Annotated in this window: 11 protein-coding genes and 1 pseudogene; 4 read left to right on the top strand and 8 right to left on the bottom strand. The window is 71.1% G+C overall.

The genetic code is table 11. The annotated features are described in order from the left end of the window. Both ACWD0A_RS28680 and ctaC read right to left on the bottom strand, forming a co-directional pair. Nucleotides 1-618 (bottom strand): cytochrome c oxidase subunit I (locus tag ACWD0A_RS28680; protein WP_451302716.1); only part of this gene is annotated, 618 nt, incomplete at its 3' end. Then, on the bottom strand, nucleotides 615-1,583 hold the full coding sequence (gene ctaC, locus ACWD0A_RS28675; RefSeq protein ID WP_177153573.1) for an aa3-type cytochrome oxidase subunit II: 969 nt from the start codon (nucleotides 1,581-1,583) through the stop codon (nucleotides 615-617). The genes ACWD0A_RS28680 and ctaC, both read right to left, overlap by 4 nt. A 260-nt stretch (nucleotides 1,584-1,843) precedes the next feature. Here ctaC and ACWD0A_RS28670 point away from each other — a divergent pair, with 260 nt between their 5' ends. Then, entirely contained in the window at nucleotides 1,844-3,229 is a 1,386-nt protein-coding gene (locus ACWD0A_RS28670; RefSeq protein WP_451302714.1) for an aminotransferase class V-fold PLP-dependent enzyme, read from the top strand. A gap of 265 nt (nucleotides 3,230-3,494) precedes the next feature. Here the strand turns inward: ACWD0A_RS28670 and ACWD0A_RS28665 are convergent, their stop codons facing one another. Beyond that, a complete protein-coding gene (locus ACWD0A_RS28665) occupies nucleotides 3,495-4,469 on the bottom strand; it encodes a carbohydrate kinase family protein (protein WP_451302712.1) in 975 nt (324 codons plus the stop codon). A gap of 128 nt (nucleotides 4,470-4,597) precedes the next feature. Between ACWD0A_RS28665 and ACWD0A_RS28660 the strand changes: the two genes are divergently transcribed. Together ACWD0A_RS28660 and ACWD0A_RS28655 are read left to right on the top strand one after the other, a co-directional pair. After that, a complete protein-coding gene (locus tag ACWD0A_RS28660; RefSeq protein WP_177153576.1) occupies nucleotides 4,598-4,804 on the top strand; it encodes a hypothetical protein in 207 nt (68 codons plus the stop codon). Between the two features lie 100 nt (nucleotides 4,805-4,904). After that, entirely contained in the window at nucleotides 4,905-6,374 is a 1,470-nt protein-coding gene (locus ACWD0A_RS28655; protein WP_451302710.1) for a hypothetical protein, read from the top strand. A gap of 89 nt (nucleotides 6,375-6,463) precedes the next feature. On the opposite strand, the gene ACWD0A_RS28650 is transcribed toward ACWD0A_RS28655, so the two are convergent. Further along, nucleotides 6,464-6,820: an iron-sulfur cluster assembly accessory protein gene (locus ACWD0A_RS28650; protein WP_030745999.1), complete on the bottom strand. Its 357-nt coding sequence runs from the start codon at nucleotides 6,818-6,820 to the stop codon at nucleotides 6,464-6,466. A gap of 243 nt (nucleotides 6,821-7,063) precedes the next feature. On the opposite strand from ACWD0A_RS28650, the gene nadA reads away from it, so the two are divergent. Continuing rightward, nucleotides 7,064-8,260 (top strand): quinolinate synthase NadA, encoded by a 1,197-nt coding sequence (gene nadA, locus ACWD0A_RS28645; RefSeq protein ID WP_307715893.1) that lies wholly within the window; start codon nucleotides 7,064-7,066, stop codon nucleotides 8,258-8,260. Nucleotides 8,261-8,401: 141 nt separating this feature from the next. Here the strand turns inward: nadA and ACWD0A_RS28640 are convergent, their stop codons facing one another. From ACWD0A_RS28640 to ACWD0A_RS28625, 4 genes and pseudogenes are all read right to left on the bottom strand, one after another. Next, nucleotides 8,402-9,088: a response regulator gene (locus ACWD0A_RS28640; RefSeq protein WP_451302708.1), complete on the bottom strand. Its 687-nt coding sequence runs from the start codon at nucleotides 9,086-9,088 to the stop codon at nucleotides 8,402-8,404. Further along, a complete protein-coding gene (locus ACWD0A_RS28635; RefSeq protein ID WP_451302706.1) occupies nucleotides 9,085-10,314 on the bottom strand; it encodes a sensor histidine kinase in 1,230 nt (409 codons plus the stop codon). Before ACWD0A_RS28635 ends, ACWD0A_RS28640 begins: the two co-directional genes overlap by 4 nt. A gap of 169 nt (nucleotides 10,315-10,483) precedes the next feature. Next, nucleotides 10,484-10,756 (bottom strand): annotated as a pseudogene (gene pspAA, locus ACWD0A_RS28630) (PspA-associated protein PspAA); the annotation flags it as partial. A 24-nt stretch (nucleotides 10,757-10,780) separates the two neighbouring features. Then, nucleotides 10,781-11,575 carry a PspA/IM30 family protein gene (locus tag ACWD0A_RS28625; RefSeq protein WP_451302704.1) on the bottom strand — a complete coding sequence of 265 codons (795 nt, stop codon included), beginning with the start codon at nucleotides 11,573-11,575 and terminating at the stop codon, nucleotides 10,781-10,783. Nucleotides 11,576-11,695 lie beyond the last annotated feature (120 nt).

Below are 11,695 nucleotides of genomic sequence, written 5' to 3'. Positions count from 1 at the left end.
CATGCCGGGAGCGCGCATGCAGATGATCGTGGTGATGAAGTTGACCGAGCCGAGGATCGTGCCGAAGCCGGAGAAGGCCAGACCCATGATCCACATGTCGGCGCCGACGCCCGGCGAGCGGACGGCGTCCGACAGCGGGGAGTAGGCGAACCAGCCGAAGTCGGCCGCACCCTGCGGGGTGAGGAAGCCGGCCACCGCGATCAGCGAGCCGAAGAGGTACAGCCAGTACGCGAACATGTTCAGCCGCGGGAACGCCACGTCGGGCGCGCCGATCTGCAGCGGCATGATCCAGTTCGCGAATCCGGCGAACAGCGGCGTCGCGAACATCAGCAGCATGATCGTGCCGTGCATCGTGAACGCCTGGTTGAACTGCTCGTTCGACATGATCTGCGTGCCGGGACGGGCCAGTTCGGCGCGCATGAAGAGCGCCATCAGGCCACCGATGCAGAAGAAGACGAACGAGGTGACGAGGTAGAGCGTGCCGATCGTCTTGTGGTCGGTGGTCGTCAGCCACTTCACGACGACGTTGCCGGGCTGCTTGCGCCGGACCGGCAGCTCGTTCTCGTACGAGTCTTCATCTGCCGCGGCGGCACCCTGGGGTTCGTTGAGGATGCTCACAGTTGGTTCTTCTCCGCATTCCTGGCCGGGTCCGTCTGCTCAATGCCCGACGGGATGAAGCCGGTCTGCCCCTTCTCGGCAAGCTCCTTCAGGTGCTGCTGGTAGCGCTCCGGGGAGACGACCTTGACGTTGAAGAGCATCCGGGAGTGGTCGACGCCGCAGAGCTCGGCGCACTTGCCCAGGAAGGTGCCCTCCCTGTTCGGGGTGACCTCGAAGACGTTGGTGTGGCCGGGGATGACGTCCTGCTTGAACAGGAAGGGGACCACCCAGAAGGAGTGGATGACGTCGCGAGAGGTCAGGATGAACCGGACCTTCTCCCCCTCGGGGAGCCACAGCGTCGGGCCCGGGTTGCCCGTCTGCGGGTTCCGGGTGCCGGGGATACCGGCGTCGTAGACGCCCTCGGCACCCTCGGGGAAGCTCTCCTGGTACTTGTCCGGAACGGCGTCGAGCTCCTTGGGGACCTCGACTCCGGTCTTGGCGTCGCCGTCGACGTTCTCGACGTAGTTGAAGCCCCAGCTCCACTGGTAGCCGACCACGTTGATGGTGTGGGCGGGCTTTTCCGAGAGGGCGAGCAGCTTCGACTCGTCACGCGCGGTGAAGTAGAAGAGCACCGAAACGATGATGATCGGGACCACGGTGTACAGCGCCTCGATCGGCATGTTGTACCGGGTCTGCGGGGGGACCTCCACCTTGGTGCGGCTGCGCCGGTGGAAGAACATGCTCCACAGGATCAGTCCCCACACCAGCACGCCCGTGGCGAGCGCTGCCGCCCACGAGCCCTGCCAGAGGGAGAGGATCCGCGGGGCCTCCTCCGTCACCGGGGTGGGCATGCCCAGCCGGGGGAAGTCCTCCCAGTTGTATGAGCAACCGGAGGCGGTAGCCAGGATCAGGCCCGCAGTCAGCACCTGCGGCAGCTTCCGCCGCATCGGGCGCCGCGACGAGCGGTCGGAGCCGTTGGGACTCACGTAGCGCCTTCCCGAGAGTCTCGGCCCGCGCGACCGGCTGCGGCCGTCTCGCTGGTCGGTCGCCGGCCCTGACGCGGGCAGGGGTTTGGATGTTTATGCGGACCAAACCCTACTGGACGCCATTTGGGGTCGCGCGGGGAGGGTGCCCAACGCGCCGTCCGACACCCCGAAGGGATGGAAAGCCCAGCCCGGAGGCCCGGAATGCCCCGCTCCGGCCCCCATCTGACGTCCCCTCTCCTGTCCGGAGTTAGCGTGAGTACGTGCCCTACTTCGATGCCGCGTCCTCCGCCCCCCTGCACCCCGTCGCACGGCAGGCCCTGCAGGCCTCGCTCGACGAGGGCTGGGCCGACCCGGCCCGGCTCTACCGCGAAGGGCGGCGGGCGAGGCTGCTCCTGGACGCCGCCCGGGAGGCGGCCGCGGAGGCCGTCGGATGCCGCCCGGACGAGATCGTCTTCACTCCATCGGGGACGCACGCGCTGCACTCCGGGATCTCCGGCGCGCTCGCCGCGCGTCGGCGTGTCGGCCGCCACCTCGTGGTGTCCTCCGTCGAGCACTCCGCCGTGCTCCACTCGGCGGCCTCGTGGGAGTCGGCGGGCGGATCGGTGACGGAGGTGGGGGTGGACCGGCTCGGCTCGGTGTCCGCCGACGAGTTCGCCGCGGCCCTCGGCGCCGGAACCGCACTGGCCTGTATCCAGTCCGCCAATCACGAGGTGGGCACCGAACAGCCGGTCGGCGCGGTGGCCGACGCCTGCCGGGACGCGGGCGTGCCGCTGCTGGTGGACGCGGCGCAGTCCCTGCCGTGGGGGCCGGTCGAGGGCGACTGGTCGCTGCTGGCCGCGAGCGCGCACAAGTGGGGCGGGCCGGCGGGGGTCGGGCTGCTCGCGGTGCGCAAGGGTGTCCGGTTCGCCCCGCAAGGTCCCGTCGACGAGCGGGAGTCGGGACGCGCGCCCGGCTTCGAGAACATTCCGGCGATCGTGGCGGCGGCGGCGTCGCTGCGCGCGGTCCGCGCGGAGGCGGCGGAGCAGGCCGTACGCCTGCGGGCCCTGGTGGACCTGATCCGCACCCGGGTGCCGGAGCTCGTGCCCGACGTGGAGGTGGTGGGCGACCCGGTACGGCGGCTCCCCCATCTGGTGACCTTCTCCTGTCTCTATGTCGACGGGGAGACTGTGCTGCACGAGCTGGACCGGGCGGGTTACTCGGTGTCGTCCGGTTCGTCGTGCACGAGCAGCACGCTGACGCCGAGCCATGTGCTGCGGGCGATGGGGGTGCTGTCGGAGGGGAACGTCCGGGTGTCGCTGCCGCTCGGTACGACGTCCGCGGAGGTGGACGGCTTCCTGGAGGTGCTGCCGCGGGTGGTGTCGTCGGTCCGCGAGCGGCTCGGCGCGCCGGCGCCCTCGGCGCTGGAGCCGTCCGGCTCGGACGCGTCGCTCGTCGTGGACGCGCTGGGCAGGAGGTGCCCCATCCCGGTCATCGAACTGGCGAAGGTGATCGGCGACGTGCCGGTCGGCGCGACGGTGACGGTGCTCTCGGACGACGAGGCGGCCCGGCTGGACATCCCGGCGTGGTGCGGGATGCGGGGCCAGGAGTACGTGGGGGAACGGGAGGCGGAGCGAGGCGTGGCGTACGTGGTGCGGCGTCTGTCGTAGCGCGGGGGCGGGGCGCCTGCGGCGGGCTGTCCCCCTTCACTCCCCCTACGCCTTGGCGGCGTGGCGGACTCCCGCTCCCCGAAACCGGGGCAAGCCCCGCACCCCGTACCGCGCGGTGTCCTCAATCGCCGGACAGGCTGATTGCAGCCTCGCTGGGGCACCTCCCACGGCCGCCAGGCCGTAGGGGGAGATCGAGGCGCTGGGAGTGGGTCCGGTAAGGGTCCTCCCCCACGCCCGTAGGGCGTGAGGGAGGAGCCCCCAGGGGTCAGGACAGGTGGGCGTGGACCTCGGAGGCCGCCTCGTCGCCGTACGCCTTCGTGAAGCGCTCCATGAAGTGCGCGCGCCGCAGCGTGTACTCCTGCGTGCCCAGCGTCTCGATCACCAGCGTCGCCAGCATGCAGCCCACCTGCGCCGCCCGCTGGTGGTCCACACCCCACGACAGGCCCGACAGGAAGCCGGCCCGGAACGCGTCACCGACGCCCGTCGGGTCGATCTTCGCCTCCTCCTCCGGGCAGCCGACCTCGATCGTCTCCTTGCCCGCCGCCTCGATGCGGACGCCCTGGGAGCCGAGCGTGGTGACGCGGTGGCCGACCCTCGCCAGGATCTCCGCGTCGGTCCAGCCGGTCTTGGACTCGATGAGGCCCTTCTCGTACTCGTTGGAGAACAGGTACGCCGCGCCGTCCAGCAGTATCCGGATCTCGTCGCCGCTCATACGGGCGATCTGCTGCGAGAAGTCCGCGGCGAACGGGATGCCGCGGGAGCGGCACTCCTCGGTGTGGCGCAGCATCGCCTCCGGGTCGTCCGCACCGATCAGGACGAGGTCGAGGCCGCCGACACGGTCCGCCACCGACTTGAGCTCGATCTGCCGGGCCTCGCTCATCGCGCCCGTGTAGAAGGAACCGATCTGGTTGTGGTCGACGTCCGTGGTACACACGAAGCGGGCGGTGTGCAGGACCTCGGAGATGCGCACCGAGGCGGTGTCCACGCCGTGGCGGTCGAGCCAGGCGCGGTACTCGTCGAAGTCCGAGCCGGCCGCGCCGACCAGGATCGGCGCGGTGCCCAGCTGGCCCATGCCGAAGCAGATGTTCGCCCCGACACCACCCCTGCGCACATCGAGGTTGTCGACGAGGAAGGACAGGGAGACCGTGTGCAACTGATCCGCGACCAACTGGTCGGCGAAGCGGCCGGGGAAGGTCATGAGGTGGTCGGTGGCGATGGAGCCGGTGACTGCGATACGCACGGTGAGGCGCTCCTGGGGCGGGCTGGCAGTGTCAGTCCACGCTACCGGGTCCCGGACCCTTTCCCCGTGCGGAAACTACCCGATAGTAGGGCTTTTTTCCGTCAGTCCCAGGTGCGTACGGTGCCGCTATGACGAAGCACATCGCCGCGCGCGAGTCGCGGGAGTCCGAGATGAGTCTCGACCAGCTGCGCGGCGACTGCGCGCGTATGGCGCCGCACTGGGTCGTCCCCGCGGTGAAGGCGCCCGCGCCCGTGCACCACTCGCTCATCCACGGGGTCGTGGTGCCGCCCGCATCGGCCCGGCTCGTGGACGCGATGTCCGACTACGGCGACTGATCCGGCGACTCGGCCGAGCGACGCGAGGGAACCACACGCTCCCCCGCTCCGTCCCATCCGTGCCCTCCGCAGCAGGAGGCACGAGACAAGGAGCGATGCGGTGAGCAGCACGGACAAGACGCACGACGGCCCCCGCCACCGGCGTTCCCCGCTCGTCGTCGCCTCGGTGGCGGCGGCGGTGCTGGTCGCCGGCGGAGGCGGGGCGTACGTCGCGACCACCGGAGTGGGCAGCGGCAGCGACACGGCGGCGGAAGCGAAGAGCGAGGCCGGCAAGGGCGGGCCCGCTCCGCTGCTCTCCCTGGACATGCCGGGGAGCGTCGACGGCGGCGCGGGCTCCATCGCTCCTGGCGAGCCCGACCCGAACGGCGGCGGCGTGGTCTACCGGGCCGCGGGCGACCTGCCCGAGGGGCCCGAGCGGGCAGCCGTGCACCGGGCGGCCGGCTCGGTGACGGAGGCCGAGGTCGCGCGGCTGGCGAAGGCGCTCGGTGTGGCGGGTTCACCGCGGCAGGCCGGTGCGGCCTGGAAGATCGGGTCCGACAAGGACGGCACGGGCCCCCTGCTCCAGGTGAACAAGGACGCCCCGGGCACCTGGACGTTCGCCCGCTACGGGGCCGCGCGCGGCGACGACTGTCCGAAGGGCAAGGACTGTCCGGCGGGCGGCTCCGTCGCGCCGGGCGAGCCCGGACCGGCGGTCGACGAGGCGGCGGCGAAGAAGGCAGCGGCGCCGGTGCTGGCCGCGGTCGGCCAGGACGACGCGAAGCTCGACGCCCGCCAGCTGATGGGCGCGGTACGGGTGGTGAACGCGGACCCGGTGGTGGGCGGCCTGCCCACGTACGGCTGGACCACCGGCATCCAGGTCGGTGCGGACGGCCAGGTTGTGGGCGGCAGCGGCCAGCTGAAGAAGCCCGTGAAGTCCCACAGCTATCCGGTGATCTCCGCCGACGAGGCGGTGAAGGCGCTGAACGAGGCCGGAAAGGGCGGCCCGATCGGCATCGGCGGCTGCGCGACGCCCGTACCGCACAAGGACGACATGCGCACGGGCGAGCAGCCCGCCGCTCCGTGCGAGCGGGCGGGCGACACCCCCGCGCCGGAGGAGCTGACCATCGAGAAGGCCGTCTTCGGTCTGGCGGCGCAGTACGTGGACGGGCGGCAGGCGCTGGTGCCGTCCTGGCTGTTCCAGGTGGCGGCCGAGGGCCAGGCCGAGCCGTTCACGGTCACGCATCCCGCGGTGGAGCCGGCCTATCTCAAGGCCGCGGAGCCCCCGCAGAAGGACATCACTCCGAGCGACCCGGAGAAGAAGGTCCCGTCGCCGCCGGCCATCTCGTACAGCGCCGACGGCAGGACGCTGAAGGTGACGTTCTGGGGCGGCGTCTGCAGCAACTACGAGGCGCGGGCGACCGAGAGCCCCGACGAGGTGAGGGTCGAGATCGTCGAACCGAATCCGGACCCGGACCGGGTGTGCATCGCCATGGCCAAGGAGCTCACGGAGTCGGTGACGCTGGACGCCCCCCTGGACGGCCGGAAGGTCGTGGACGCGAGCACCGGCAAGGCGCTGCCCCGCAAGGGATAGCCGCCGGAGAAAGCAGCGCCTGCGTACGGCGAAGGCGGCGGTCCCCGGAATCGGAGCCGCCGCCTTTCGCCGTGCGAGGACGGGATGTCTCAGCTGAACGAGTCGCCGCAGGCGCAGGAGCCCGTCGCGTTCGGATTGTCGATCGTGAAGCCCTGCTTCTCGATGGTGTCGACGAAGTCGATCGACGCACCGCCCAGGTACGGGGCGCTCATGCGGTCCGTGACGACCTTCACGCCGCCGAAGTCCTTGACGACGTCGCCGTCGAGCGAACGCTCGTCGAAGAACAGCTGGTAGCGCAGACCGGAGCAGCCGCCGGGCTGAACAGCGACGCGCAGGGCCAGGTCGTCACGGCCTTCCTGGTCCAGCAGGGCCTTGACCTTGGCCGCGGCGGCGTCGGACAGGAGGATGCCGTCGCTCACGGTGGTGGTCTCGTCCGATACGGACATCTGCTTCTCTCCCGGGTAGTACGGAGACTGCTTGCCGACGGGTGCAACCGGCCGGGTCCCGGATTCATTCCGGGCGAGCCCTAGTCTTTCCCTTTCATGCTCGCACACCTGGTCGGCGCAAGGCACCGGCCTGTGGAGAGGGGGTGCGTCACATCGACGCTATGGACATCGTCAAAGTGACGTGAAGCGGTTATGATAGATAGCGTCAAATAGACGAGAAGCCCTCTGTCAGACGAAGAAAGGGTGCGTGTCGTGACCACCGCCCCAACCCGCCCCGAGCTCGACGTCCAGCCGACGCCGCTCGCCCTTCTGCTGCTCGGCCGCGAGGCCGACCCCCGCAGCGAGCGCGGCGTCGAGTGCCCCGGCGACCTGCCCTCGCCGTCCGACCCGGACCTGGTGGAGCGCGCCCGCGCGGCCAAGGAGAAGCTCGGCAGCAAGGTCTTCGTCCTGGGTCACCACTACCAGCGTGACGAGGTCATCCAGTTCGCGGACGTCACCGGCGACTCCTTCAAGCTGGCCAAGGACGCCGCGGCGCGGCCGGAGGCCGAGTACATCGTCTTCTGCGGTGTGCACTTCATGGCCGAGTCGGCGGACATCCTGACCACCGACGACCAGAAGGTCGTGCTGCCCGACCTGGCGGCCGGCTGCTCGATGGCCGACATGGCCACGGCCGAGCAGGTCGCCGAGTGCTGGGACGTGCTGACGGAGGCGGGCATCGCCGAGCAGGTCGTCCCCGTGTCGTACATGAACTCCTCGGCGGACATCAAGGCGTTCACCGGCAAGCACGGCGGCACGATCTGTACGTCGTCGAACGCGAAGCGGGCGCTGGACTGGGCCTTCGAGCAGGGCGAGAAGGTCCTCTTCCTGCCGGACCAGCACCTGGGCCGCAACACCGCCGTCCGCGACATGGGGATGTCCCTGGACGACTGCGTGGTCTACAACCCGCACAAGCCGAACGGCGGACTCACGGTCGAGCAGCTGCGGGACGCGAAGATGATCCTGTGGCGCGGGCACTGCTCGGTGCACGGCCGCTTCTCGCTGGACTCGGTCAACGACGTGCGCGAGCGGATCCCCGGCGTGAACGTGCTGGTGCACCCCGAGTGCAAGCACGAGGTCGTCGCGGCCGCGGACTACGTGGGCTCGACCGAGTACATCATCAAGACGCTGGAGGCGGCCCCGGCCGGCTCGAAGTGGGCCATCGGTACGGAGCTGAACCTGGTCCGCCGCCTGGCGAATCGTTTCGCGGACGAGGGCAAGGAGATCGTCTTCCTCGACAAGACGGTCTGCTTCTGCTCCACGATGAACCGCATCGACCTGCCGCACCTGGTGTGGGCGCTGGAGTCGCTGGCCGAGGGGAATCTGGTCAACCGCATCCAGGTCGACAAGGAGACGGAGAGCTTCGCGAAGCTGGCGCTGGAGCGGATGCTGGCGCTGCCGTAGCCGTTCGCCCGTACGCCGAGGGGCGCCCCGCAGGATGGCGGAGCGCCCCTCGGCGCGTTTCCGGTGCCGGGCCGCTGCCCACGGACCCGTCCGGGTTCGGCGGCGGTCCCTGCGCCCGGCTGGGGTGTGCGGCGGGGCGGGCTACTCCACCCGCGGACGTACCAGGCCGGACTCGTACGCCGTGACCACCAGCTGCGCCCGGTCGCGGGCGCCGAGCTTCGCCATGGCCCGGTTCACATGGGTCTTGACGGTGAGCGGGCTGACCTCGAGACGGTCGGCGATCTCGTCGTTGGAGTGCCCGCCGGCGACCAGCACCAGCACCTCGCGCTCGCGGCCGGTGAGGGCGGACAGCCGCTCGGAGTATGCGCCGGGCTCGGCCGGGTCGTCCGAACGACCTCCCTGCGCAAGGAACTTCGCGATCAGTCCTCTGGTCGCCGCCGGGGACAGCAGCGCGTCTCCGGCGGCGGCGACGCGGATCGCGTTCAGCAGCTCCTCGGGCTCGGCGCCCTTGCCGAGGAAACCGGAGGCACCGGCGCGCAGCGACTGGACGACGTACTCGTCCACCTCGAACGTCGTCAGCATGACCACCCGTACGTGTGACAGGTCCGGGTCCGCGCTGATCATGCGGGTCGCGGCGAGCCCGTCCGTACCGGGCATGCGGATGTCCATGAGGACGACGTCGGCGCGTGCGGAACGGGTGAGGGCGACGGCCTCCGCGCCGTCGGCGGCCTCGGCGACGACCTCCATGTCCGGCTCCGAGTCCACAAGGACCCTGAACGCGCTGCGCAGCAGCGTCTGGTCGTCGGCCAGCAGCACCCGGATGGTCATCGGTCCTCCCCCGCGCGGGCCGCCCGCGCATGCAGGGGCAGTATCGCCTGCACCCGGAAGCCGCCGCCGTAGCGGGGGCCCGCGGTCAGGGCGCCGCCGAGCGCGGTGGCCCGCTCGCGCATGCCGATCAGCCCGTGGCCGCCGCCGTCCGACGGGGCCGGGCCGTCGGCGCCGTTGTCGATCACGGTCACCTCCAGCGTGGAGCCGACCCGCACGACGCTCACCTCGGCCTTGGCCTCCGGGCCCGCGTGCTTCTGCACATTGGTCAGCGACTCCTGGATGATCCGGTACGCGGCGAGATCGACGGCCGCGGGCGGCGTGACGCCGTCGTCGGCGCGGGCGAGCTCGACGGGCAGCCCGGCCTGGCGGAAGGTGGCGACCAGTTGGTCGAGGACGGCGAGGCCGGGGGCCGGTTCGGTGGGCGCCTCGGGGTCGCCGGACTGGCGCAGCAGGCCGACGGTGGCGCGCAGTTCGTTGAGCGCGGAGCGGCTGGCCTCGCGGACGTGGGCGAGGGCCTCCTTGGCCTGGTCGGGCCGTTTGTCCATGACGTGGGCGGCGACGCCGGCCTGCACGTTGACCAGGGCGATGTGGTGGGCGACGACGTCGTGCAGATCGCGGGCGATGCGCAGCCGCTCCTCGGCGACGCGGCGCCCGGCCTCCTCCTCGCGGGTCCGCTCGGCGCGCTCGGCCCTCTCCCGTATGGCGTCCACGAAGGCACGGCGGCTGCGGACCGCGTCGCCGGCGGCGGCCGCCATGCCGGTCCAGGCGAAGATGCCGAGGTTCTCCTGGGTGTACCAGGGCGTGGAGCCGAAGGACATCGCGGCGCCGGTGAGCACGGCCATCGTCAGCAGTCCGACGCGCCAGGTCGTGGGCCGGTCGGTGGTGGACGCGACGGTGTAGAGGGCGATGACGGCGCTCATCGCGACGGGCGCGGCGGGGTCGCCGGCCACGAGCTCGACGACGGACACGAGACCGGTCACGCCGAGCACGGCCATCGGCTCGCGCCGCCGGAAGACGAGGGCTCCCGCGGCGACGACCATCAGGACGGCGCTGCGGACCTCGGGGGTGCGGGTGCCGAAGGTGGGGCCGTGGGGGCCGTGCGGGTCGGCGAAGGACCCGGTGACCATGCAGATGAGCACGGCGACGGCCAGCGCGGCGTCGAACGCCAGGGGGTGGGCGCGCAGCCAGTGCTGGGTCCGGGAGACCCGGTCGGCGAGTGAGGTCACGTCCGGCTACGTTACGGGGTGGGCGGGCCGCTCACCCGGGGCTCGGCCCCGGGACCCCACACCACACGACGCGCTTACGGGGCCCGGGAGGGGCCCGTCAGTCCGGAGGCTCCTCCGGGGCCGGGTGGTCGGAGGGCGCCGTACGGGGGGACTCCGGTTCCGGGGGCGGGGGGATCAGACCGTCCTCGCCCAGCAGCTCCCGGACCTCCTCCAGCGTCGCGTCCGGCGTGGGAAGGATCAGCTCGGACGGCTCCAGGGAGGCGTCGGGCACCGGCTCGCCGAACTCGCGGACCTTTTCGAGCAGGGCGTGCAGCGTCCGGCGGAAGCCGGTGCCGTCACCACTCTCCATCTCCGCGAGCAGCTCGTCGTCGAGCTTGTTCAGCTCCGCGAGGTGGCTGTCCGCCACCTCCAGCTGTCCCTCCCCCATGATCCGTACGATCATGACGAGTCCTCGTCTCGTGTGGGACTACTGCTTGTCGAACTTCGGAGTGCTCTGCTGCTGCGGCGTCGCGTCCTGACGGCCCGCGCCGCCCTCGATCGCCTGCTGCTGCGCCGGGCCGCCGGCCAGCTCGGCCTTCATACGCTGGAGCTCCAGCTCGACGTCCGTGCCACCGGAGAGACGGTCGAGCTCGGCCTGGATGTCGTCCTTCGCCAGGCCCGACTGGTCGTCGAGGGCGCCGGAGGCGAGCAGCTCGTCGATCGCGCCCGCCCTCGCCTGGAGCTGCGCGGTCTTGTCCTCGGCGCGCTGGATGGCGACACCGACGTCGCTCATCTCCTCCGAGATGCCGGAGAAGGACTCCGCGATCCGGGTCTGCGCCTGGGCCGCGGTGTACGTCGCCTTGATCGTCTCCTTCTTCGTGCGGAAGGCGTCGACCTTGGCCTGCAGCCGCTGCGCGGCGAGCGTGAGCTTCTCCTCCTCGCCCTGCAGCGTCTGGTGCTGGGTCTCCAGGTCGCTCACCTGCTGCTGGAGCGCCGCCCGGCGGGAGAGCGCCTCGCGCGCCAGGTCCTCGCGGCCCAGCGCCAGCGCCTTGCGGCCCTGGTCCTCCAGCTTGGCGGACTGGCCCTGGAGCTGGTTGAGCTGGAGCTCGAGGCGCTTGCGGGACGTGGCGACGTCCGCGACTCCGCGGCGGACCTTCTGCAGCAGCTCCAGCTGCTTCTGGTACGAGTAATCGAGGGTTTCGCGCGGGTCCTCGGCCCGGTCAAGGGCCTTGTTCGCCTTCGCGCGGAAGATCATCCCCATACGCTTCATGACACCGCTCATGGGCTTCGCGCGCCCCCTTCTGACGGACTCGGCTTCCACCACTCCAACAGAACCCACAGTACGGGCCCTGCATCCATTACCGCACTGTTCGAGTGCGGATGCGCTCCTCCCCAAGGACGA

Source organism: Streptomyces sp. NPDC002867, from assembly GCF_053591895.1.
The sequence above is the reverse complement of the archived record's forward strand: the minus strand, read 5'-3'. Positions and strand labels throughout refer to the sequence as shown.

What these genes read in the sequence shown, in the direction of transcription:
- ACWD0A_RS28650 (WP_030745999.1), bottom strand. Translation starts at nt 6,820, where the DNA reads ATGTCCGTATCGGACGAGACCACCACCGTGAGCGACGGCATCCTCCTG.
- ACWD0A_RS28640 (WP_451302708.1), bottom strand. Translation starts at nt 9,088, where the DNA reads ATGACCATCCGGGTGCTGCTGGCCGACGACCAGACGCTGCTGCGCAGC.
- ACWD0A_RS28625 (WP_451302704.1), bottom strand. Translation starts at nt 11,575, where the DNA reads ATGAGCGGTGTCATGAAGCGTATGGGGATGATCTTCCGCGCGAAGGCG.
- ACWD0A_RS28660 (WP_177153576.1), top strand. Translation starts at nt 4,598, where the DNA reads ATGACGAAGCACATCGCCGCGCGCGAGTCGCGGGAGTCCGAGATGAGT.